This is a genomic window from Ectopseudomonas toyotomiensis (assembly GCF_017167985.1).
Taxonomy (GTDB): Bacteria; Pseudomonadota; Gammaproteobacteria; order Pseudomonadales; family Pseudomonadaceae; genus Aquipseudomonas; species Aquipseudomonas toyotomiensis.
In genome coordinates this window covers 4,750,694-4,772,442 of sequence record NZ_CP070505.1, presented here as the reverse complement: position 1 = coordinate 4,772,442, position 21,749 = coordinate 4,750,694, and the positions used below count along the sequence as shown (strand labels likewise).

19 protein-coding genes are annotated in these 21,749 nt (G+C 62.3%); 10 read left to right on the top strand and 9 right to left on the bottom strand.

What is annotated here, in order from left to right; translation table 11 throughout:
- Window positions 1-40: 40 nt before the first annotated feature.
- Complete coding sequence (locus tag JWV26_RS22105; protein WP_093052661.1) at window positions 41-1,246, top strand: NAD(P)/FAD-dependent oxidoreductase; 1,206 nt, start codon at window positions 41-43, stop codon at window positions 1,244-1,246.
- Window positions 1,247-1,292: 46 nt separating this feature from the next.
- Here the strand turns inward: JWV26_RS22105 and JWV26_RS22100 are convergent, their stop codons facing one another.
- The 4 genes from JWV26_RS22100 to JWV26_RS22085 form a co-directional block, all read right to left on the bottom strand.
- Window positions 1,293-2,156, bottom strand: coding sequence for a helix-turn-helix transcriptional regulator (locus JWV26_RS22100; protein WP_074915018.1), 864 nt, complete (start codon window positions 2,154-2,156; stop codon window positions 1,293-1,295).
- A 195-nt stretch (window positions 2,157-2,351) separates the two neighbouring features.
- Complete coding sequence (locus tag JWV26_RS22095; protein WP_072424017.1) at window positions 2,352-2,855, bottom strand: hypothetical protein; 504 nt, start codon at window positions 2,853-2,855, stop codon at window positions 2,352-2,354.
- Between the two features lie 165 nt (window positions 2,856-3,020).
- Window positions 3,021-3,914 (bottom strand): chemotaxis protein CheV, encoded by an 894-nt coding sequence (locus JWV26_RS22090; RefSeq protein ID WP_072424018.1) that lies wholly within the window; start codon window positions 3,912-3,914, stop codon window positions 3,021-3,023.
- A 58-nt stretch (window positions 3,915-3,972) separates the two neighbouring features.
- Window positions 3,973-4,995, bottom strand: a complete 1,023-nt coding sequence (locus JWV26_RS22085; protein WP_074915016.1) for a zinc-dependent alcohol dehydrogenase family protein — start codon at window positions 4,993-4,995, stop codon at window positions 3,973-3,975.
- A gap of 218 nt (window positions 4,996-5,213) precedes the next feature.
- Here JWV26_RS22085 and JWV26_RS22080 point away from each other — a divergent pair, with 218 nt between their 5' ends.
- The 4 genes from JWV26_RS22080 (at window position 5,214) to JWV26_RS22065 (ending at window position 12,145) form a co-directional block, all read left to right on the top strand.
- Window positions 5,214-6,128: a LysR substrate-binding domain-containing protein gene (locus JWV26_RS22080; RefSeq protein ID WP_072424020.1), complete on the top strand. Its 915-nt coding sequence runs from the start codon at window positions 5,214-5,216 to the stop codon at window positions 6,126-6,128.
- A gap of 186 nt (window positions 6,129-6,314) precedes the next feature.
- Window positions 6,315-7,553: a multidrug efflux RND transporter periplasmic adaptor subunit MexE gene (gene mexE / locus JWV26_RS22075; protein ID WP_074915013.1), complete on the top strand. Its 1,239-nt coding sequence runs from the start codon at window positions 6,315-6,317 to the stop codon at window positions 7,551-7,553.
- Between the two features lie 27 nt (window positions 7,554-7,580).
- Window positions 7,581-10,760, top strand: a complete 3,180-nt coding sequence (locus JWV26_RS22070) for an efflux RND transporter permease subunit (RefSeq protein WP_206417829.1) — start codon at window positions 7,581-7,583, stop codon at window positions 10,758-10,760.
- Window positions 10,757-12,145: an efflux transporter outer membrane subunit gene (locus JWV26_RS22065; RefSeq protein ID WP_206417828.1), complete on the top strand. Its 1,389-nt coding sequence runs from the start codon at window positions 10,757-10,759 to the stop codon at window positions 12,143-12,145. Before JWV26_RS22070 ends, JWV26_RS22065 begins: the two co-directional genes overlap by 4 nt.
- A 77-nt stretch (window positions 12,146-12,222) precedes the next feature.
- Here JWV26_RS22065 and JWV26_RS22060 read toward each other — a convergent pair whose 3' ends face one another.
- On the bottom strand, window positions 12,223-14,067 hold the full coding sequence (locus JWV26_RS22060; protein ID WP_206417827.1) for a sensor domain-containing diguanylate cyclase: 1,845 nt from the start codon (window positions 14,065-14,067) through the stop codon (window positions 12,223-12,225).
- Window positions 14,068-14,298: 231 nt separating this feature from the next.
- Here JWV26_RS22060 and JWV26_RS22055 point away from each other — a divergent pair, with 231 nt between their 5' ends.
- Window positions 14,299-14,652 carry an MmcQ/YjbR family DNA-binding protein gene (locus JWV26_RS22055; protein WP_017676915.1) on the top strand — a complete coding sequence of 118 codons (354 nt, stop codon included), beginning with the start codon at window positions 14,299-14,301 and terminating at the stop codon, window positions 14,650-14,652.
- On the opposite strand, the gene JWV26_RS22050 is transcribed toward JWV26_RS22055, so the two are convergent.
- Both JWV26_RS22050 and JWV26_RS22045 read right to left on the bottom strand, forming a co-directional pair.
- Window positions 14,638-15,360: a DUF1294 domain-containing protein gene (locus tag JWV26_RS22050; RefSeq protein WP_074915007.1), complete on the bottom strand. Its 723-nt coding sequence runs from the start codon at window positions 15,358-15,360 to the stop codon at window positions 14,638-14,640. The two genes, JWV26_RS22055 and JWV26_RS22050, sit on opposite strands and share 15 nt — an antisense overlap.
- The gene (locus JWV26_RS22045; RefSeq protein WP_072424025.1) at window positions 15,357-16,187 is read right to left on the bottom strand and encodes an undecaprenyl-diphosphate phosphatase; all 831 of its coding nucleotides are present in this window, start codon (window positions 16,185-16,187) and stop codon (window positions 15,357-15,359) included. The genes JWV26_RS22050 and JWV26_RS22045 overlap by 4 nt, the downstream gene beginning before the upstream one ends.
- Before the next feature lie 251 nt (window positions 16,188-16,438).
- On the opposite strand from JWV26_RS22045, the gene JWV26_RS22040 reads away from it, so the two are divergent.
- Genes JWV26_RS22040 through JWV26_RS22025 form a run of 4 tightly spaced genes read left to right on the top strand, consistent with a single transcriptional unit; the run spans window position 16,439 to window position 19,863 of the window.
- Window positions 16,439-18,073 (top strand): methyl-accepting chemotaxis protein, encoded by a 1,635-nt coding sequence (locus tag JWV26_RS22040; RefSeq protein ID WP_074915005.1) that lies wholly within the window; start codon window positions 16,439-16,441, stop codon window positions 18,071-18,073.
- Between the two features lie 7 nt (window positions 18,074-18,080).
- On the top strand, window positions 18,081-18,695 hold the full coding sequence (locus JWV26_RS22035) for a hypothetical protein (protein ID WP_017676920.1): 615 nt from the start codon (window positions 18,081-18,083) through the stop codon (window positions 18,693-18,695).
- A 50-nt stretch (window positions 18,696-18,745) separates the two neighbouring features.
- A complete protein-coding gene (gene pnuC / locus JWV26_RS22030; RefSeq protein ID WP_074915003.1) occupies window positions 18,746-19,315 on the top strand; it encodes a nicotinamide riboside transporter PnuC in 570 nt (189 codons plus the stop codon).
- Window positions 19,312-19,863 carry an AAA family ATPase gene (locus tag JWV26_RS22025; RefSeq protein WP_093052644.1) on the top strand — a complete coding sequence of 184 codons (552 nt, stop codon included), beginning with the start codon at window positions 19,312-19,314 and terminating at the stop codon, window positions 19,861-19,863. The genes pnuC and JWV26_RS22025 overlap by 4 nt, the downstream gene beginning before the upstream one ends.
- Here JWV26_RS22025 and JWV26_RS22020 read toward each other — a convergent pair.
- Both JWV26_RS22020 and JWV26_RS22015 read right to left on the bottom strand, forming a co-directional pair.
- On the bottom strand, window positions 19,831-20,298 hold the full coding sequence (locus tag JWV26_RS22020; protein ID WP_072424029.1) for a DUF3429 domain-containing protein: 468 nt from the start codon (window positions 20,296-20,298) through the stop codon (window positions 19,831-19,833). The genes JWV26_RS22025 and JWV26_RS22020 overlap by 33 nt on opposite strands.
- Window positions 20,299-20,367: 69 nt before the next feature.
- A complete protein-coding gene (locus JWV26_RS22015; protein ID WP_241201240.1) occupies window positions 20,368-21,540 on the bottom strand; it encodes a sigma-54-dependent transcriptional regulator in 1,173 nt (390 codons plus the stop codon).
- Window positions 21,541-21,749: the final 209 nt, after the last annotated feature.

The following is a 21,749-nucleotide window of genomic DNA, read 5'->3' as shown; positions in this document are numbered from 1 at the left end:
CCAACACTTCTTCTCTTCAACGACTATGGGAATTCACGATATGAAACAGCAGATCCTGATCATCGGTGCCGGCTTCGGCGGTATGTGGAGTGCGCTGAGCGCCGTTCGCCTGCTGGACCAGCACCAGCGCCTGGACGTCGCCGTTACCCTCCTCGCTCCGCAAGCGGAACTGCGCGTACGCCCGCGCTTCTATGAAAGCGACCTGAGCACCACCGTTGCCCCGCTCGGCCCGTTGTTCGATGCGGTCGGTGTGCAATTCGTGCAAGGCAGCGCCACCCGTATCGACGCCGCAGGCAGGCGAGTCATCTATCGCAGCGCAAGCGGCGCCCAGGCCGAACTGAATTTCGACCGGTTGATTCTGGCCTCCGGTAGCCAGGTCGCCCGGCCTCCACTGGCCGGTATCGACCGCTTCGCCTTCGATGTCGACAGCCTGGAGTCGGCGCAGAAACTTGAGGCCCATCTGCAGAGCTTGTGCGACAAACCGGCCAGCCAGGCCCGTAACACCGTGGTGGTGGTCGGTGGAGGCTTCACCGGTATCGAAACGGCCACGGAAATGCCGGCACGGCTGCGTGCCATTCTGGGTGATGAGGCCGATGTGCGGGTGATCGTCGTCGACATGGGCAAACAGGTTGGCAGCGTCATGGGCGAGCAGATCGCCTCGGTGATCGCCGAAGCCAGCGACACACTGGGCGTGACCTGGAAGCTCGGTAGCCCGGTGTCGATGGTCGATGAGCATGGCGTCCAGCTCGACAACGGCGAACGTATAGAAGCCAGCACCGTAGTCTGGACCGTCGGGGTTAAGGCCTCACCGCTGACGCAGCAGATCGATGGCGAGCGCGATGCCTTCGGCCGCCTGCACGTCGACCGCAACCTGAAAGTGTTGGGCCAGGACGCCATCTACGCCACCGGCGATACCGCCTATGCCGCGGTGGATGAACTTGGCAACCACGCACTGATGACCTGCCAGCACGCCATCGCTCTCGGCCGCTCCTCCGGCAATAACGCTGCAGCCGATCTGCTGGGTATCGAGCCGATTCCCTACAGCCAACCCAAGTACGTCACCTGCCTGGACCTGGGCGCCTGGGGCGCTGTATTCACCGAAGGCTGGGAGCGCAAGGTGGTGCTGACCGGCAAGGAAGGCAAAGAGCTGAAAATGCAGATCAACACCCAGTGGATCTACCCGCCAGAGGCCAAGCGCGAGATCGCCCTGGCAGCCGCCGACCCGCTGATTCCGGTCGTCGCCTGATCGATGAGACGTGCCCAGGGCTGCTGCTGCCCTGGGCATGTCATGCTCAATCGCGGTAAATCTGCACCTGCAGCTTCGCCGGCGGGTCCTCCCCTTCAGCCCGTAACCATTCGCCTGGTGGTTGCCCGACCTGCTGGGCAAAGGTGCGTGAGAACGACGCCTGCGAGGCGTAGCCCACAGCATCGGCGATCACCTTGATCGGCATTCCCTCACGCAGCAGATCCTGCGCCACCTTCATGCGCCAGGCCGTTACATAGGCCATGGGCGTCATGCTCATGACCTCGGAGAACAGCGCTGCGAACTTGGTACGCGACATTTTCGCCAACGCGGCCAGACGCTCGACACTCCAGGCCAACTGGGGTTCCTGGTGAATGCAGATCAGCGCAGGCCCCAGTTGACTGTCCTGCAGCGCATAAAGCAGGCCGCTGGTTATGCGCCCTTCGTTCACAGCGCGGCGTACCAGCAGGACGAATACATATTCGAACAGCAGGTTCAGCGCCTTGCTCCGACCAGGTGCCGGCGTACGGAATTCGTTGACCAGTGAACCGATCACCGGCCCGAGCTGCTCAAGGGCGCTCAGCGGAAACACCAGGGTCTCCAAGAGACCCAATGGAAATGGCTGCTGCCCTGAACGCCCGAACTGGAACGAGGCGCAGATCAGATCCACACCCCCGGGCTGGTGCGCACGCAGCTTGTAGCAGCAGGTGCTGGGACAGAACAAAACGCTGGGTTCACTGATCGCGATACGAGGCTTGTCGGCGTGCACCATATCCAGTGCACCTCGCTCGATCACGTGGATGAATGCCATGCCAGGGGGCTTATCCAACACCAGGGTACCGTCTACCGGGCCGGCGAATAACAGTCGCCCTTGCAGGCTCGTGCGCTCGAAGAACTCGGAAAGAACATCCATATTGGCAATGACCTGATAAAGATTCTCTAGGGTGGTGAAAGCTCAACCGGTTAGAGCCCATGGGTTGAACCGTCGTCGATTGATAGACAGTTCAACCCATGAAAATTCCAACGGTTATTCACCCGGACGGAGAATCATCCGTGATTTACATCACAGTTTTTTACAGGCCCAAACCCTGAAATACCCATCCAACGATCAGATCAGCCCATAAGAATGACCATTGTCTTCTGACTGGGCCTGCATCTTGGCTCGCTCCTCCATGCGCTGGGCAATTTCTTCTTCGACTGCCTTCTGCTGCTCAGGTGGCAGCGCCTCGATCTCCTCTTCGGTCATGCCTATTTCCTTGAGGATACTGTCGCGCATCTTTTCGGCCGGAGTCATCGCCATATAGGCCTTGAAAGCCTCCAGCGCGGCGTTACCGCCCTCGTCGCCCAGTGGCTTTTCCACCTGACCTGAACTGACGGATGTCTCGACCTTGCCGTCTGACGCGTTCTGCAGAGCGACGCGCAAACGAGCGAAGCCCTCCTCCGTAGCCTGCCTGGCGCGGAACTCGCGTTCGGACTCGGCGTTCGCCGTGCGCGTGGTCTTCTCGACATTGCGCGCCAACTGGGCAAGCTCGCCCTGCTCTTCACTCTGCTTGCTGCGAAATCCCGTCAGGGATATGCCACCGTAACTGCCAATACCTCCAATCGTGCTCATGCCGTGCTCCTTGACTGAGTTGCAATTGCCAGGCGCACTGATTCAAGGCGCATGCCAGCTCATAAGGCGCACTTAACCAATTGAAATTATTGGTTTTTCTAATCGAATAAAAAGGAAGCGAGGCAACCCCTTGCCGTCAAGCGGCAAAGGGTTGCAGGGGCGGGCTCAGTGCTGCCCGCTCATTTGCCGGAAGGCATCGAGCAGTGCCTGGCTGAGATCGACCGAGGAGAACTTGGTCAGTACCGCATTGGCACCGACCGAACGCGCCTTCTCGGTATTCATGGTGCTGTCCAGCGAGGTGTGCAGCAGAACGTAGGTGTCAGCAATATCGGGACTGCGACGAATTTCCTGAACCAGGCTGTAGCCGTCCAGCTCCGGCATCTCGATGTCCGAGACCAGAAGCTCGAATGGCATGCCAGCCTGATGGTATTCGTGCAGTTGCTGCAGGGCAGCCTGGGCACTGCGCACAGCCGTGCAATCGAGCCCCAGCTGGCGCAGTACGTTGAGGGTCTGCTGCAGCGCGACTTGTGAGTCGTCGACCAGCAACACGCGGCGACCTTGTAGCAAGCGGGCATCCTGGCCATCGAGCAGTTGCCCGACGGGTGCTTCCTCCAGCGCAGGCGCAATGTCGTGCAGTACCTTCTCGATATCGAGAACCTGCACGATGGCGCCATCGATCTGCGTCACTCCCGTAATGAAGGCACGATTACCGGCCCCGGCGGGTGGCGGACGCACGTCACGGGTGGAGCACTGCACGATACGCTCGACACTCTTCACGTGCAGCCCCTGACGCGAGCGGCTCAACTCGGTGACGATCAGGCAACCGTCGTCTTCGTCAGCCGCACCGCGTTCGCCGATAGCCCGCGCCAGGTCGATCACCGTCATCGCGGCGCCACGCAAAGTGGCGATGCCGCGCACGTTGGGGTGACGATTGGGCAGCTTGGTCAAGGCTGGACAGGGAATGATCTCGTTGACCTTGAGCAGGTTGATCCCCAGCAGGCGGCCGCTATGCAAACGAAACAACAACAGCGATAGCGCGTCGCCGGTAACCAGACTCATGTACCTATCCTTAGAACGAACGTAGACCTAGGTTATAGCGACCGCATGGCCACGGACTTTAATCCGCGGCCAATTTCAGGGCCACTCGCCCGCGGTTCGGGCAGGTTTCCATGTAGCGGTGCGCTTCGACGAAATCCTCGAAGTCGAACACCTTGTCGATCACCGGCGTCAGCAGGCGGTCCGCAGTCATCTGATTGATGTGCGTGAGCGCGCGTTGCACAGCATCATTGTTCGGCTCGATTCCCAGCTCCGGGCACCCGGTGAAATCCAGCACGCAGTGACGGAAAAACTGCAGGTGCTTCTTGAATGCGGCACAAGCAGGGAAAGCCGTATCGTTGCCACCATTGATGCCGTAAAGGATCAGCTTGCCGCGCGGCGCGGCGATATCACCCAATAGCTTCATCTGCGGGCCGGCACACTGGTCGAGAATCACCTCGACACCCTTGCCTTCGGTGTAGCGCTCGACTTCCAGGACCAGGTCCTGTTCCTCGGTGGCGATCACCTTGTCGGCCCCCAGGCCACGCAGGAACTCGCGATCCTCCGAAGAACTGGTGGAAACGATGACCTTGGCACCCAGCGCCTTGGCCAGTTGCACGGTCTGTGGTGCCATGCAGTGGCTAGCCTCGGTGATCAGCACGTGCTGGCCGGGCTTGAGGTGAGCGAGATCGTTCAGCGCCAGGTAGCCGAACAGCAGGCTGGTGTAATGAACGCTGGCCTCGACCGGGCTGAGCACCTCGGGATAACGGGTCAGGGCATGGCTGGGCATCAGCACCAGATCGCCCCAGGTCGGGTAACGGTTCGGCGTGCCCGCCGGGAAACCGGCAACGGCGGTGCCGACTTCGAAGTCGCTCACGCCCTCGCCCAACGCCGCAACGGTGCCGGCCAGTTCGAAACCGGTACCGGCTGGAAGCTTGGCCTGCTCGGCCGCCAGGTTCTGACGCCACAGCACGTCTTTCCAGCCCAGGCCGACGGCCTGAACGCGCACCAAGACTTCGCCAGGGCCGGGCACAGGGGTCGGAACCTCTTCGTACTGGAGCACATCGGCATCGCCGAACTTATGAAAACGGATCATGCGGGACATCGCTTACCTCGAGCTTGATCGCGGATTAACACTTCATTGACTGTGGACTCTATCCGCTGTGCGGCGGCGACACTATCAGACTCTATCGATAGTCTTCATGCCTGTCAGTGATTCAGCGACTTTCAATCCGCTGCACACTGCCCGTACTATTGCCCGGGCAAAGGCTCTCATTTGCAGCGCCGTGCTGACAAGGCCCGTATCCCTCGAATGGTACCCGGATGAACCGCAACGACCTGCGCCGCCTCGATCTGAACCTGTTGATTGTCTTCGAGACTTTGATGCACGAGCGCAGCGTGACGCGAGCCGCGGAGAAGCTGTTTCTCGGCCAGCCCGCCATCAGTGCGGCGCTTGCTCGCCTGCGTACCCTGTTCGATGACCCCCTGTTCGTGCGTACCGGTCGCAGCATGGAACCGACACCGCGCGCGCAGGAGATCTTCGCCCTGCTCTCGCCGGCGCTGGATTCGATTTCCACCGCTGTCAGCCGCGCCGCCGATTTCGATCCTGCCACCAGCAAGGCGGTGTTTCGCATCGGCCTGTCCGATGACGTTGAATTTGCCCTGCTACCCGCCCTGCTCCGCCGCCTGCGCGCCGAAGCCCCCGGCGTGGTGCTGGTGATTCGCCGCACCAACTATTTGATGATGCCGGGGCTGTTGGCTTCAGGCGAAATCTCGGTGGGTGTGGCCTACACCGAAGAACTTCCGGCCAACGCCAAGCGCAAGATTCTCCGCCGCAGCAAGGCCAAACTGCTGCGTGCCGACACCGTACCCGGTGCGCTCAGCCTTGATGATTATTGCGCGCGCCCGCATGCGCTGGTGTCCTTCGCCGGCGACCTTACCGGCTTCATCGACGATGAGCTGGCCAAGATCGGGCGTGAGCGCCACATCGTGCTGGCTGTTCCGCAGTTCAACGGCCTGGCGACCCTCTTGGCAGAAACCGATATCGTCGCCAGCGTGCCGGATTACACCGCCGCCGCCTTGACCGCGGCAGGCGGCCTGCGCGCCGAGGAGCTGCCGCTACAGACGCAGACCTTCGAGCTGCACATGGCCTGGCGCGGCGCCCAGGACAACGACCCTGCCGAGCGCTGGCTGCGCTCGCGCATCCAGATGTTCTGCGGCGACCCGGACAGCCTCTGATAAATATCCGGAAACGCACCACCTAAGTGCCGGCAGGAACCTTGGTGCACCTTCATAGATCGAAATTGATATAAATCTGTCTTTTATCATTCCCGATGATATTCAAGTTCATGGCATTCGATTCGTAGCCCTCCGAGACTCGTCGCAGACTCCGCCAATCCACAAATCCGACTGGCGGAGTCACCCATGGAACAGCAGCACAAGAACATCTGGATATTCCCCCTGGCCCTCGCCGGCGTCCTCGCACTCAGCGGATGCGAACAGGCTGCGCAGACTCAGGCGCAAATGCCCGCACCCAAGGTCAGTGTCGCCGAGGTCATCGAACAGCCGATCAACGAGTGGGACGAGTTCACGGGGCGTCTCGAAGCGCCGCAATCCGTCGAAATCCGCCCACGCGTCTCCGGCTACATCGACAAGGTCGCCTTCGACGAAGGCACCCTGGTGAAGAAAGGCGATCTGCTGTTCCAGATCGACCCACGTCCGTTCCAGGCGGAAGTCAAACGCCTCGAAGCCCAACTGCAACAGGCCCGCGCCAGCCAGGCCCGTGCCGCCAACGAAGCGCGTCGTGGTGAGCGTCTGCGTCAGAGCAACGCCATCTCCGCCGAACTGGCCGATGCTCGTGCCAGCGCCGCCACCGAAGCTCAGGCTCAGGTCGCGGCAATCGCCGCCGAGCTGGAAAACGCCCGCCTCAACCTCAGTTTCACCCGCATCACTGCGCCCATCGACGGTCGCGTCAGCCGCGCCGAGATCACCGAAGGCAACCTGGTCGGTGCCGGCGAGAGCCTGCTGACCTCGGTGGTATCCACCGACAAGGTCTACGCCTACTTCGATGCCGATGAGCGCGCTTTCCTCAAGTATGTCGAACTGGCCCGTGAATCCGGTGCCGACGCCCGTGGCGCCAGTCCGGTGTACCTCGGCCTGTCCGATGAAGCCGACCACCCGCACCTGGGCCAGCTGGACTTTCTCGACAACCAGGTCAACCCGCGCACTGGCACCATTCGTGGTCGCGCCGTGTTCGACAACCAGGATGGTCGCTTTACCCCGGGTCTGTATGCGCGTCTGAAACTGGTGGGCAGCAAGCCCTATACCGCCACCCTGATCAAGGACGAAGCAGTCGGCACCGACCTGGGCAAGAAGTACGTGCTGGTGCTGGGTGACGACAACGCCGTGGCCTATCGCTCCATCGAGCTGGGACCGAAGCTCGAAGGTCTGCGCATCGTGCGTAGCGGCCTGAGCAAGGGCGAGAAGATCGTCGTCAACGGCCTGCAGCGCGCCATGCCCGGCTCCACCGTCGATCCGCAGCCGGTATCCATGGCCGATGACAGCACCCTGGAGCAACTGGCCCGCATGCGCCAGGCCGTCGATGGCAGCCAGGCCCCGCGTATCGCCGCCGAAAAAATCGAAGCTCGCTCGCCGCGCGGCTGATCCAGACCGCGCCCAGAGGAAAGACCCATGAATTTCTCGCAATTCTTCATCCAGCGGCCGATCTTCGCCGCGGTGCTGTCGCTGCTGATCCTGATCGGCGGCGCCATCTCGCTGTTCCAGCTACCGATCAGCGAATACCCTGAAGTGGTGCCGCCCACCGTGGTGGTGCGTGCCGATTTCCCCGGCGCCAACCCCAAGGTGATCGGTGAAACCGTCGCCTCGCCGCTGGAACAGGCCATCGTCGGCGTCGAGGGCATGCTCTATATGTCGTCGCAGTCGACCATCGACGGCCGCCTGACGCTGACCGTGACCTTCGCCCTCGGCACCGACCTGGACAACGCCCAGGTGCAGGTGCAGAACCGCGTCACCCGCACCATGCCTACCCTGCCTACCGAGGTGCAGCGTCTCGGCGTGACCGTGGACAAGGCCTCCCCGGACCTGACCATGGTGGTGCACCTGACCTCGCCGGATCAGCGCTACGACATGCTCTACCTGTCCAACTACGCCGCGCTCAATGTCAAGGACGAGCTGGCGCGTCTGGATGGCGTGGGCGACGTGCAGCTGTTCGGCATGGGCAACTATTCGCTACGCGTCTGGCTCGACCCGAACAAGGTAGCCTCGCGCGGGCTCACCGCCACCGACGTGGTCACCGCCATCCGCGAGCAGAACCGTCAGGTCGCCGCCGGCGCCCTCGGTGCACCGCCTTCCGATGCCGGCAACAGCTTCCAGCTGTCGATCAACGCCCAGGGCCGCCTGGTCTCCGAGGAAGAGTTCGAGAACATCATCATCCGCGTCGGCGACAACGGTGAGATTACCCGCCTGCGCGACATCGCCCGCGTCGAGCTGGGTTCGAACCAGTACGCCCTGCGCTCGCTGCTGAACAACCAGCCGGCGGTCGCCATCCCGGTGTTCCAACGTCCCGGTTCCAATGCCATCGATATTTCCGACTCGGTGCGTGAGCGCATGGCCGAGCTGAAGAAGTCCTTCCCGCAAGGCATGGACTACGAAGTGGTGTATGACCCGACCATCTTTGTGCGTGGTTCCATCGAGGCGGTGGTGCACACCCTGCTCGAAGCCGTCGTGCTGGTGGTGCTGGTGGTCGTGCTGTTCCTGCAGACCTGGCGCGCCTCGATCATCCCCCTGGCTGCCGTACCGGTGTCCTTGATCGGCACCTTCGCGGTCATGCACATGTTCGGCTTCTCGCTCAATGCCCTGTCGCTGTTCGGCCTGGTGTTGGCCATCGGTATCGTGGTGGACGACGCCATCGTCGTGGTGGAGAACGTCGAGCGCAACATTGCTCTGGGCAAACCCCCGGTCGAGGCCACCCGCCAGGCCATGAAGGAAGTGACCGGTCCCATCGTCGCCACCGCTCTGGTGCTGTGCGCGGTGTTCGTGCCGACGGCCTTCATCTCCGGTCTTTCGGGGCAGTTCTACCAGCAGTTCGCCCTGACCATCGCCATTTCCACGGTGATTTCGGCGATCAACTCACTGACCCTGTCACCAGCCCTCGCCGCCATCCTGCTCAAGGATCACCACGCACCGAAAGATGCCTTCTCGCGCGGGCTCGACAAGCTGTTCGGTGGCTGGCTGTTCGCCCCGTTCAACCGCATGTTCGAGCGCGCCAGCAACCGCTACGTTGGCACCGTGCGTCGTGTGCTGCGTGGTAGCAGCATCGCCATGCTGATCTACGGTGGTCTGCTGGTGCTCGGTTACCTGGGCTTCTCCAGCACTCCGACCGGCTTCGTGCCGCAGCAGGACAAGCAGTATCTGGTTGCCTTCGCGCAGTTGCCGGACGCGGCGACGCTCGATCGCACCGAAGTGGTGATCAAACGCATGAGCGAAATCGCCGGCAAGCATCCGGGCGTGGAAAACACCGTGGCCTTCCCGGGCCTGTCGATCAACGGCTTCACCAACAGCCCCAACAGCGGCATCGTTTTCGTCACGCTCAAGGACTTCAGCCTGCGCAAGGACGAAAACATGTCTGCCGGCGCCATTGCCGCCGAGCTCAACGGCCAGTTCGGTGAAATTCAGGAAGCCTACCTCGCCATCTTCCCGCCGCCGCCGGTACAGGGCCTGGGCACCATTGGTGGCTTCCGTCTGCAGATTCAGGACCGTGGCAACCTGGGCTACGAAGAGCTGTATACGCAGACCCAGAACATCCTCAACAAGGCCCGCCAGTTGCCGGAGCTGAACCCGATGTCGGTGTTCACCAGCTACCAGGTCAACGTGCCGCAGGTGGATGCCGCCATCGACCGCGAAAAGGCCAAGACCCATGGTGTGGCCATCAGCGATATCTTCGACACCCTGCAGGTGTACCTGGGCTCGCTGTATGCCAACGACTTCAACCGTTTCGGCCGCACCTACCAGGTCAACGTCCAGGCCGACCAGCAATTCCGTCTGGAACCGGAGCAGATTGGTCAGCTCAAGGTGCGTAACAACCGTGGCGAGATGGTGCCGCTGTCGACCTTCGTCAAGGTCGATGACAGCTCCGGCCCGGATCGGGTGATGCACTACAACGGCTTCCTCACCGCCGAGATCAACGGTGCCGCCGCGCCAGGCTACAGCTCGGGCCAGGCCGAAGCAGCCATCGCCAAACTGCTGAACGAGGAACTGCCGATCGGCATGACCTTCGAGTGGACCGATCTGACCTACCAGCAGATCCTCGCCGGAAATACCGCGATCTTCATCTTCCCGCTCTGCGTGCTGCTGGCCTTCCTGGTGCTGGCCGCCCAGTACGAAAGCTGGAGCCTGCCGCTGGCGGTGATCCTGATCGTGCCCATCGTGCTCTTCACCGCCATCACCGGGGTGATCATCGCCGGGCTCGACAACAACATCTTTACCCAGATCGGCCTGATCGTGCTGGTGGGCCTGGCCTGCAAGAACGCCATCCTGATCGTCGAGTTCGCCAAGGAGAAACAGGAAGAGGGTCTCGATCGCGTCGCCGCCGTGCTGGAAGCCTGCCGTCTGCGTCTGCGCCCGATCCTGATGACCTCGATCGCCTTCATCATGGCCGTGGTGCCGCTGGTGCTGTCCAGCGGTGCGGGCGCCGAGATGCGCCATGCCATGGGCGTGGCGGTGTTCTCCGGGATGATCGGCGTGACCTTCTTCGGTCTCCTGCTGACTCCGGTGTTCTATGTCCTGATCCGCGGCTTCGTCGAGAAACGCGAAGCCCGCAAAGCCGCCCGTCTGCAGGAGTCGCATGCATGAAAGCCTTTGCCCCCGCTCTCCTGACCCTGGCGCTGTCGGCGTGCGCCGTCGGCCCGGACTATCGAGCGCCCGTGACCGACCCTGCGCGCATTGCCGCGCTGGAGGCGGCCGATTACGACCGCAGCCGTTTCGAAGCCGCCTGGTGGCAGCAGTTCGACGACCCGACGCTGAACCAGCTGGTGCAGCGTTCGCTGCAGGACAACCGCGAGTTGCGCGTGGCGTTCAACCGCCTGCGTGCGGCACGGGCGATCCGTGATGACGTGGCCAACGACCGCTTCCCAACCGTCACCAGCCGCGCCAGTGGCGAGTTCGGCAAGGCCCAGCAGCCTCCGACCACGGACGAGCGCATCCGTCAGGAACGCTACGACCTGGGCCTGGACATGGCCTGGGAAGTGGACCTGTTCGGCCGTATCCAGCGCCAACTGGAAGCCAGTGAGGCGCGCATCGAAGTGGCCGAAGCGGATTATTACCAGTTGCAGGTCAGCCTGATCGCCGAACTGGTCGATGCCTACGGCACCCTGCGTGGCGCACAGCTGCGCGAAAGCATCGCCCGCGAGAACCTGAAGAACCAGCAGGATTCGCGTGCCATCACCGAGCAGTTGCGCGATGCCGGCGTCGGCAACGAGTTAGACGTCCTGCGCGCCGATGCGCGCCTGGCCGCCACCGAAGCCAGCCTGCCGCAACTGCAGGCGCAACAGGTGCGGGCACAGAATCGCATCGCCACCCTGCTCGGCCAGCGCCCGGAGCAGTTGCAGATCGACCTGTCGCCCAAACCCCTGCCGGTGATTGCCAAGGCGCTGCCCATCGGCAATCCGGCCGAGCTGCTGCGTCGCCGCCCGGATATCCAGGCGGCCGAGCGACAGCTGGCGGCGGCCACGGCACAGGTCGGCGTGGCGACGGCGGATCTGTTCCCGCGCGTCAGTCTCTCCGGCTTTCTCGGCTTTACCGCCGGACGTGGCTCGCAGCTGGGCTCGTCGGCCGCGCGTGCCTGGGGCGTTGCGCCGAACATCAGCTGGGCGGCCTTCGATCTCGGCAGCGTACGAGCGCGCCTGCGCGGCGCCGAAGCCGAGGCTGATGGCGCGCTGTCGCAGTACGAACAGCAGGTGTTGCTGGCACTGGAGGAGTCTGAAAACGCCTTCAGCGACTACGCCAAGCGCCAGCAGCGCTTAGTTTCCCTGGTGCGCCAGGCCGAAGCCAGCCGTGCTGCAGCCGATCAGGCCGCGATTCGCTATCGCGAAGGCACCGTGGATTTCCTCGTGCTGCTGGACGCCGAACGTGAGCGCCTGGCCGCCGAAGATGCCCAGGCCACGGCCGAGGTCGAGCTCTACAGCGGTATCGTCGCGATCTACAAGGCGCTCGGCGGCGGCTGGCAGCCTCAGGCCTGAACCCACTCTCCCCGGTCGGCGCCATGCCGACCCTCCTCAGCCCCAGGGTCCGATGCTCTGGGGCTTTTTTATTTCTGTCAGTCGCACTCCACCCGATTACGGCCTTGTGCCTTGGCCCGATACAGCGCCGCATCGGCCCTCTGCACGAGCGTTTGTGCCGGGCTGTTGCCATCGTTTCGCGTCGAGGCAATGCCGACACTGATACTGACGTGGCCCAAAGGCGAGCGCTCATGTGGCAACGCCAGGGCCTCGACGGCCCGGACCAGTTTCTCGGCCATGCTGTACGCCCCATCGGGCCCGGTCGACGGCGCGAGAAAGACGAACTCCTCGCCGCCATAGCGCGCCACCAGATCGGTGGAACGACTGATGGTGGCGGCCAAGGTGTGCGCGATCTGCTGCAGACAGCTGTCGCCGGCCGGGTGGCCGTAGTGGTCGTTGTAAGTCTTGAACCAGTCGACATCCAGCACGGCCAGGGCCAACGGCTCGCCGACGCGCTGGGCGCGCTTCCATTCCTTGTCTAGCACTTCGTCGAAGTGGCGACGATTCGCGATGCCGGTCAAGGCATCGGTCAGGCTCAGGGTCTCCAGACGGCTGTTGAGCACCTGCAGCTCTTCGGTGCGCGCGGCGACGCGTTGCTCCAGTTCGCGCTCGGACCGTTGCAGGGTATCTACCAGTTGCTCCCGGGTTTGCAACAACCTGGCCTGGGCCTGCAGTTTTTCCTGACGCATGACGTTGATGCGGTCGGCCAGGGCGAAGGCCAGCAACAGCATCTCCAGCGATGAGCCGAGCTGCAGGCCGTCGACCGTGAAGGCGTTGGTCGGCAACAGGCCCATGGCGCGCAGGCTGGTGCTGGCGCCGCCGAGAATCAGCAGGCCGAAGGCAGCGAGGAAGAAGTAGGCGCTGCGCTGACGCTTGAGGGCGCAGGCCAGGCCCACGCCGAGCATGACGAAGGCAGTGAGCAGATTGACCACGATGGCCACGCGCGACACATGGGGTAGCGCGAAGGCATAGATCAGCGGCGAAAGCAGATACAGCGCAATCAACGCGCGCAAGCCAGGATCGACCCGTGGCAGCAGGCGCGCGGTCTGCAGCATGCCGCGCATGAACAGCAGCATGGCGCTCAAGGTCAACGAGACCGCCGAGTAGTAGACCACGTTGCCGTTGAGCGGCAGGCCGAGCAGCGTCCAGTCCGGGGCCATGCCGTTCTTGATCGTCAGGGCGCTGGCGGTGATCAGCACGAAAGTCACATAGAGCAGATAGAGGCGATCTCGCAGGGCGATGAACAGCATCAGATTGAACAGTAGCATCGCGACGGCGATGCCCATGTAGCCGGCGCGGGCCATATCGTCTTCGCGCTCGTAGCCGCGCAGCCCGTCGGCCGTCCAGAGTTGCAGCGGTACGTGCAGGCCGATGCTCGACTCGACGCGCAGGTACACCACCTGTTGCGCGTGCGCCGGCAGGTGCAGCGGGAAGACGAAGTTGCGGTTGGCGTAGGCCTTGCCCGTCTGCGGGCGATCCGCGCCGGTGAACCAGGTGCGGTAGCCACCCTGCCCGTCCGGCACGTACGCATCGACCAGGGATATACGCGGGTTGTCGACCACCAGCAGGCGCGTCAACGGCTGATCGCCGGCGTTGCCCAGCTCAAGACGGAACCAGTAGGCCGAACGGGTGAAGCCCAGGGCGAAGGAAGCGCTGGGGGACTCCTGATAACGAAAACGTGCGGCCATCTCTGCTGATCGCACGTCCGAAAGCTGCAGCGCCCGCGAGGCATCCTCCAATATTCCGGCATGGGTGGTCAGCGACAGCGGCTGCTCGCTCGGCTGGGCGACATCGAGAGGGACGGCACCGGCCCATGTCGACCAGGACAGCAACAGGCTCAGCAACAGCCAGGGAGAGAAACGCAGGCGGCGACGGGCATTCATGGCGGGTATCGACGGGGCTCGGACGAGCGGTGACCACGGGGAGGCAGAGTCTACAACAACCGGGCGGCGCCAAAGCGGGCCCTGAGACTTGCCGGCGCTGCTGCGGGCTATCTGCCTGAACGTGCGCAGGCAGCGACACAATGGATCGCCTGCCGGCGAAAACGGAACGCACGCCTACGCAGGCTCTTCCGCCTTCGATAGACTGACCTGCGTACCGCCAGGGAAAGACCCATGACACCGGATCAGATCGCCGCCTTCTGCCTCGCCCTGCCCGGCGCCCGCGAAGACCTCAAGTGGGGCAGCAACCGGGTGTTCTCGGTGGCTGGCAACAAGATGTTCGCCATTCTTGATTTTCTTGGCGAGGATTTGGCCTTCAAGGTCGATAACGACCTGTTTCTCGGTCATGTAGACCGTCCAGGCATCCGCCCTGCCCCGTATCTGGCTCGTGCTTACTGGATCAGTATGAGCGCCCACCGGCCGCCGCTGGGCGACGATGAGCTGCGCCAGTTGCTGACGCGCTCGCATCAACTGGTGGTGCGCCGCCTGCCCAAGCGCCTGCAACCCGGCCTGCTACTGGACGAATAAGGGTATGTGGTGGGGGATGTAGGCGCCGTCGAGCAGCAGCAGATCGATCCAGAACAGTTGATGAACTGCGATGATCAGCCAGAAAACAGCCTGATAGGAAACCTTGCGCGTCTTGTGCCGGAATGTCTGCTGAGCGATCAGCGCACCTGGCCAACCACCAGCCAGCTCGACCAGATGCAGGGTGTTTTCCGCCGTGCGTCGGCCGCCGCTCTGAGCGCTGCGTTTATCCAGCCAGTACTGCAGGAAACTCAGCAGGCTGGCCAGCAGATAAAGCGGCAATACCCACCAGAGCCCCCTGCCGAACAGCGTCACGCAGCCGAGCAATGGCAGGATGCACAGCAAAGCGAGCACCAAGGCCTTGCTGGAGAAGTTCTGGATGGAGCCTTGAGTCGATGACCGGTGCGTGGATTTGGCAGCAGCCTTTCGCACTACCGGTGCCGCCGTGCCGGGCGTTTTCGGTTTGCGCCGGATAGACTGGCGATCGAGGCTGAGCTCACCAGTCAGGCGCAAGTGCTCGGCCCGTGGCCGCCCTCTTTCCTCACGCCCCTCGATGAACAGCACTTCGTCGCCCGGCTGCGGGCGACGATCACCGCGCATCACCGAGATGTGCGCGAAGACTTCAGCGCCGCCGTTGAGCGGCTGGATGAAACCAAAACCCTTGGCGTCATCCCAGCTTTTAAGACGCCCCTTGCGTTCGTTGCCGATCACGGTTGCGCCGTGCTCCAGTCGATCAGGTGCAGTTGCCAGGTGGCGAGAATCACCAGGCCGAAGGCAATGCGGTACCAGGCGAACACCGCATAACTGTGGCTGGTGATGAACTTGAGCAGTGCGCGCACGGTGATCATCGCCACGATGAAGGTGCTGACGAAACCGATGGCGAAGATCGGCAAGTCGCTTATCTGCAGGATGTCGCGGTACTTGACCAGCGAATAGACCGTAGCCGCGACCATGGTCGGCATGGCCAGGAAGAAGGAGAACTCGGTCGCGGCCTTGCGCGACAACCCAAATACCAGGCCGCCAATGATGGTGGCGCCCGAACGCGACGTACCCGGAATCAGTGCCAGACATTGCGCAAGGCCAACCTTCAATGCCAGCTTCCAGGTCATGTCGTCGACCGTTTCGGCCTTGATCGCGTGTTCGCGCTTCTCCGCCCAGAGCATGATGATGCCGCCAATGATCAATGCCATGGCCACTGTGATCGGATTGAACAGCCAATGCTCGATCAGATCGGCGAAGGCCAGGCCAAAGATCACCGCAGGAATGAACGCCAGCAGCAGGTTGAAGGTGAAACGCTGCGCGTTCGGGTCGCTGGGCAAACCGACGACGACGCCGAGCACCTTGGCTCGAAATTCCCAGATAACCGCCAGGATGGCGCCAAGCTGGATGATGATCTTGAACGCAGTCGCCTTTTCGCCATTGAAGCCCAGCAAGTCACCGACCACGATCAGGTGTCCGGTGCTGGAAATCGGCAAGAACTCGGTCAAGCCTTCCACTATGCCCAGAATCAGGGCCTGAAAGGCCACCCAGAAATCCATCAAATCCCCCAAAGCGCGGCAACTACCTACGCGTAAAACTCAGAACGTGGAGCATGGCCCCGGCCCTGGGACACAAAACCGTCATGGAGGTTCCTTGCGACGGTCTAGCCCGGTGCTCATTCAGGTTCTGCCTCGGGCTGCCGAAATGCTATCAGACAACTAGAGTGAATAATGCCTCGATGTGACAGTATTGCTCTGCACCCTTCGAGGCAGCCCTGAAGCCGACAATTACAACAATCAGGAATTCGTCCATGAACAGCTTACGTAGTCTTCCCATCAGCCGCCGTCTATGGCTGATCCTGGCGCTGGCCATTCTGACGCTGATCTTGCAGGGCGCCTACATGCTGCGCCAGATCCACACCGATCTTTACGCCGGCAAATCGGAAAAGACCGAGCATGTGGTGCAGAGCGCGGCCGGTATTCTCAAGCACTTCCATGACCTGGAAAGCGCCGGCAGCCTGAGCCGCGAAGAGGCGCAGAAGCAGGCCATGGAAGTGGTACGCGGTTTGCGCTACGACGGCCAGGAGTACTTCTGGATCAATGACCAGACCCCGGTGATGCTCATGCATCCGATGAATGCCAAGCTCGAGGGGCAGAACCTTTCCGGCTTCAAGGACCCGGACGGCAAGGCGCTGTTCAACGACATGGTTGCCATTACCCGCAGCCAGGGGGCCGGCCAGGTCGACTACCGCTGGCCAAAACCCGGCGCCACTGACCCGGTACCGAAAATCTCCTATGTCGAGCTGTTCCAGCCCTGGGGTTGGATCATCGGCTCCGGCGTCTATGTCGATGACGTGCAGGCGGAGTTCAGGGCCCAGGCAGTGAAAGCCATGAGCATCGGTCTGCTGATCGCCCTGCTGCTGACTGGACTGGTGGTGCTGATCACTCGCAGCATCGTGCAGCCGCTGCAGGCCGCAGTGGACGCCATGGCCAGCATTTCCAGCGGCGAAGGCGACCTGACTCGCAACCTCGACACCCATGGGCGTGACGAGTTGACCGCCCTGGCGACCTATTTCAATGCCTTCACCGCGAAGCTGCGTCATGTGATCCGGCAGATGCTCGATTCAGCGGGGTCGCTCGATCAGGCTGCCCGCTCGCTTGGCGACATCTCCAGCGAAGCGCAGCGCCACAGCCAGCAACAGGCGCAGCAGATGGAACTGGTGGCGACCGCCGTCAACGAGGTGACCTACGGCGTGCAGGACGTGGCGAAAAACGCCGAGCACGCCTCCAGCGAGATGCACACCGCCGAGGAGCAGGCCAGCCAGGGCCAGCAGAACATCGAGGCGAGCCTGCGCCAGATCGATCAGCTGTCGGGCACCATCGACAAGGCCGTCGAGGTGATCCAATCGCTGGCCAGTGAGAGCACGCAGATCGGCAGCGTGCTGGAGGTGATCCGTTCCATCGCCGAGCAAACCAACCTGCTCGCTCTCAACGCCGCCATCGAGGCTGCCCGCGCCGGTGAGCAGGGCCGTGGTTTCGCCGTGGTCGCGGACGAAGTGAGGCTTCTGGCGCAACGTACCCAGCAGTCCACCGCTGAAATTCAGGGTATGATCGAGCGCCTGCAAGGCAACTCCGAGGCCGCCGTCAAGGTGATCAACGACAGCAGCCGTGCTTCCCAGCTGACCGTGGAACAGGCCAGCCAGGCTGGCGAGAGCCTCGCCCAGATCGCCCAATCGCTACGCAACCTGACCGGGCTCAACGCCTCGATCGCCAGCGCCACCCTGCAACAATCCCACGTGGTGGAAGACATCAATCAGAACGTCACGCAGACGGCAGCACTGGCCCACAACACCGCCGAGGCTGCCGAACAGTCGAGCGCAGCCAGCCAGCACCTGAAACAGCTGGCCGACCAGCTCAATCGTCTGCTTGGGCAGTTCCGCGTATGAGTCGAGCATGAGCAGCATGCAACATCAGGAGGTCGATTTCAGTCGGCCGCAGAACCAGGACCTGATCTGGGACCTGGACAGCATGGCCCGCCGCGAGCTGGCCGAGCGTTTCATCAAGCTGTTCGAGAATCGCCTGTGCGTCTATTCCGAATCGGTGGGGCAGCTGTACACCAACTACAGCCTGCACTTCCCCACCGATCTCGGTCGCAAGATGGTGGTGCTGCCCAACCCCTACGCCTTCCACGACACCCTGCACGGCATCGACAGCCAGGCCATCCGCAAGACGGGCCTGTGCGTATTGCCGGGCAAGGTTCTGGGCAAGCCGGGCCTGCTGCTCAGCACCCAGATCAAGGACGATGGGCCTGCGCCCAAGACCATGCCCTTCAAACCGGCACTGGCGCAGATCATCAGCAACCAGAAGAAAATCGGTGATCTGTTCCTGCCGGTATTGATGAAGGGCGACCTGCGTGAGTTCGACCAGCAGATGCCCTACATCCACCTGCATCGCCTGCAACTGGCACGCCTGGAGCGACTGTCGAGCTTCGAGCGCGACGACATCCAGCAAACCATCACCCGTAAGCTGCTGATGCTCTATCGACAAGCCGACAGCCTGGTGTGCTGAACCGCCGGCATCAGTACAATCGCCACCCTTTTCATATTTGAGGACGCCGGATGTCCTGGCTCGAACTCGTTGCTGCCGGGCTCGGCATCGTCGCGGTATGGCTGACGGTCAGACAGAACCCCTGGTGCTGGCCCATCGGCCTGGTGATGGTGTTGCTCTACGCCTGGCTGTTCTATGACTGGCGCCTGTACTCCAATCTGCTTCTGCAACTGTTGTTCGCCGCGCTGCAGCTCTACGGCTGGTGGCAGTGGACCCGTGGCGGCGAATGCCATGATGGGCGCAAGGTCAGCCGCCTGGGCATGGTCGCAGCCCTGACTGGCCTGTTGATCGGCACGCTCGGTGCCGGGCTGCTCGGCTATCTCATGGCGACCTACACCGACGCCAGCTCGCCCTGGCTGGATTCAGCGCTGACTGCCTTCAGCCTGGTCGCGCAACTGTGGATGGCGCAGAAACGCCTGCAATGCTGGGCGCTTTGGGTGGTGGTAGACCTCTGCTACGTGGCCTTCTTCCTCTATAGCGAGCTGTATCTTACTGCTGGTCTCTACGCTGCTTTCACCGCATTGGCCGTCAGCGGCTGGTTGAGCTGGCGTCGCGACCCGGCGTTGCAGTACGCGCCATGAAAGTACTGGTGCTGACCGGGCCGGAGTCCAGCGGCAAAAGCTGGCTTGCGGCGCAAATACAGGCACGCTTCGGTGGCGTGGTGGTGGGCGAGTACGTGCGCCATTTCATCGATGAGCAGCGGCGCGATACCTGTTACGCCGACATCGCCGAGATCGCGCGCGGGCAACTGGCCTGGGAGGATGCTGCGCGGGCAGTCAGGCCGCCACTGCTGATTCTCGACACCCACCTGCTGAGCAACATGCTCTGGAGCCGTTGCCTGTTTGGCGACTGTCCGCAGTGGTTGGAGGCCGAATTGCTGGCGCGTCACTACGACCAGCATCTGTTGCTCGACCCCGCTGGCGTGCCCTGGGTCGAAGATGGCCAGCGTTGCCAGCCACAGTTGGCAGAGCGCGAGGCGTTTCATCAGGCTTGCCGGGATTGGCTGCAGGGTAACGGGCAGCGTTTCTGCGAACTTTCAGGTGACTGGGACGAGAGGCGACAGGAAGCGCTGAAGCAGGTCGCAACGCTGCTCGGCTCAGCGAATCAGTACGCTGGCCCAGGCCACTAACAGGCTCAGGCACACCACCAGCGTCAACGGCGTACGCAGTGCCGGATACCATTGCGGCGCCAGTCCTACGCGTACCGCGTGCATGTCTGCCAGATACAGGCCGATAAAGGCAAAAAGGAAAATCGGTAGCGACAAGCCCATCGGCAGTCCGCCAGCCAGTGCAGCCCAGCCCAGCAACGGCGGGATCACCGAGAGCCCCAATTGCAACTTGGCATTCTCGTCGGTTTCCTCCGCCCGCATCGCCAACCCCCAGTGGATGGCGCCCATGAAAGCCAGGATCACGGCTGCGAAATCCAGCAACGCCCCCAGCACGAAAGGCCGCCAGCCCATGGGAATCACCCAGATACCCAGCGCACCGCCAACGAATGGAACCAACCCGGCATAACCCAGCAACACGGCCAGTTGCGGCGGCTTCTCGGCGTCGAATGGGTGCATGGCGATCTCCTTGGCGATAGGTGTCCCGAGCACCTTAGCAGTGTTTCTCAAGCGTTACAGCCATGAGTCTCAGCGCAGACGATGCTTGTGCAGCAAGCGATAGAAGGTTGGCCGAGACACCCCGAGCGTCCGCGCCGCCTGGCTCATGTTGTTGGCGTAGCGGCCCAGGACGTCGTTCAGCGCCTGCCGTTCGGCCCGCAGTATGTAGTCTTCCAGCGTTACCGGGGCGTCGATGCTGGCCTGTGCCGGGCGCAAGCCAAGGTCGGCTGCAAGAATCTGTCGCCCTTGAGCCAGCACCAGTGCGCGTATCACGCGATTGCGCAGCTCGCGCACATTGCCTGGCCAGGTATGGCTGATCATGGCGTCGATCGCTTCTTCACTGAAACGCCGATGATGCCGCCCGATCATCGCCCCGTGCTGTTTGGCGAAATGCTCGGCCAGCAGCGACAGGTCGCCTGGATGTTCGCGCAGATTCGGCGTTTGCAGCCGTTGCGCCGCCAATTGATGAAATAGATCCCGTCTGAAACGTCCCTGCTGGACTGCCTGCGCCAACTCGCCTCGGTCCAGGGTCAATAGATGTGTTTGAGGATGGCGCTGCAGGTAGTCCAGCAACCTTTGCTGGTCAGCCGCAGAAAGCAGGGAGGCGTTTTCGAGCAGTACGCTGGTAACGCTCGATGCGGCGAGAGCGCCCTCGTCGAGAGGCTCGGCGCAGTCGATAGCGCGCATGGCCTGGGCTGCAAAGGATGAGCGCTGATGGAGCAAGCGGGCCAGAAGATGTTTGCCACTACCACGTTCCCCGCTGACCAGCAGCGGCCCATCGATACGACTCAGGCGATCCAGCTGCCGACGCAGACTGCGCGCTGCACCGCAATTACCCAAGAACTGCGGCAGTTGTCGTCCGCTTTTCAATCTGCGCAAGCGAGTGACTGCCTGCGCCTGTTGCAAGGTCTCCAGTAAGCGGGGCATTTCCCCCGGCAATGTCAGCGCGGCGAAACACCATTCGCCGGCCAGCTCTTCGCTGCCGACCTGCCTCAATCGCTCGGCATCCGCCAGCACGATGCAACCCAGTCCCGTCAGTTGCAGCTGTTTGAGCAATGCATGACTCGGTCGCTGATCGAGGTACAACAAGAGTGCGTCACCTGCATGGCCATTGAGCGTTTCTGGCGTGCAGTGCTGCACCGACCAGCCAGCGGCCTGCAATGGTTGAAGCAGCGCTTCGCATGCATCGAAAGGATCGAGCATCAGTAATTGCCGGGATGCGACGGAAACAGCCTCCAACATACTCCATCCTTGGCGCCATTATTTTGTAATTCCAATAAAAACAACAATTTGGCGCTCGCAAACGTAAAGCTAGCAAGAACTTTGACGCTTCATGGATCATTTCTCTATATGCATTGTTCCTACTGGTTATTGCAGAGTTTTCATGATCAAGGGGATGGCACCTTGCCAAT

Bases quoted from the DNA above. Each gene is read 5' to 3' on its own strand.
- JWV26_RS22040 (WP_074915005.1), top strand. From the start codon at position 16,439: ATGAACAGCTTACGTAGTCTTCCCATCAGCCGCCGTCTATGGCTGATC.
- JWV26_RS22095 (WP_072424017.1), bottom strand. From the start codon at position 2,855: ATGAGCACGATTGGAGGTATTGGCAGTTACGGTGGCATATCCCTGACG.
- JWV26_RS22080 (WP_072424020.1), top strand. From the start codon at position 5,214: ATGAACCGCAACGACCTGCGCCGCCTCGATCTGAACCTGTTGATTGTC.
- JWV26_RS22085 (WP_074915016.1), bottom strand. From the start codon at position 4,995: ATGTCCCGCATGATCCGTTTTCATAAGTTCGGCGATGCCGATGTGCTC.
- JWV26_RS22045 (WP_072424025.1), bottom strand. From the start codon at position 16,187: ATGGATTTCTGGGTGGCCTTTCAGGCCCTGATTCTGGGCATAGTGGAA.
- JWV26_RS22105 (WP_093052661.1), top strand. From the start codon at position 41: ATGAAACAGCAGATCCTGATCATCGGTGCCGGCTTCGGCGGTATGTGG.
- JWV26_RS22060 (WP_206417827.1), bottom strand. From the start codon at position 14,067: ATGAATGCCCGTCGCCGCCTGCGTTTCTCTCCCTGGCTGTTGCTGAGC.
- JWV26_RS22015 (WP_241201240.1), bottom strand. From the start codon at position 21,540: ATGCTCGATCCTTTCGATGCATGCGAAGCGCTGCTTCAACCATTGCAG.
- JWV26_RS22055 (WP_017676915.1), top strand. From the start codon at position 14,299: ATGACACCGGATCAGATCGCCGCCTTCTGCCTCGCCCTGCCCGGCGCC.
- JWV26_RS22100 (WP_074915018.1), bottom strand. From the start codon at position 2,156: ATGGATGTTCTTTCCGAGTTCTTCGAGCGCACGAGCCTGCAAGGGCGA.
- JWV26_RS22070 (WP_206417829.1), top strand. From the start codon at position 7,581: ATGAATTTCTCGCAATTCTTCATCCAGCGGCCGATCTTCGCCGCGGTG.
- JWV26_RS22035 (WP_017676920.1), top strand. From the start codon at position 18,081: ATGAGCAGCATGCAACATCAGGAGGTCGATTTCAGTCGGCCGCAGAAC.
- mexE (WP_074915013.1), top strand. From the start codon at position 6,315: ATGGAACAGCAGCACAAGAACATCTGGATATTCCCCCTGGCCCTCGCC.
- JWV26_RS22025 (WP_093052644.1), top strand. From the start codon at position 19,312: ATGAAAGTACTGGTGCTGACCGGGCCGGAGTCCAGCGGCAAAAGCTGG.
- JWV26_RS22065 (WP_206417828.1), top strand. From the start codon at position 10,757: ATGAAAGCCTTTGCCCCCGCTCTCCTGACCCTGGCGCTGTCGGCGTGC.
- pnuC (WP_074915003.1), top strand. From the start codon at position 18,746: ATGTCCTGGCTCGAACTCGTTGCTGCCGGGCTCGGCATCGTCGCGGTA.
- JWV26_RS22020 (WP_072424029.1), bottom strand. From the start codon at position 20,298: ATGCACCCATTCGACGCCGAGAAGCCGCCGCAACTGGCCGTGTTGCTG.
- JWV26_RS22090 (WP_072424018.1), bottom strand. From the start codon at position 3,914: ATGAGTCTGGTTACCGGCGACGCGCTATCGCTGTTGTTGTTTCGTTTG.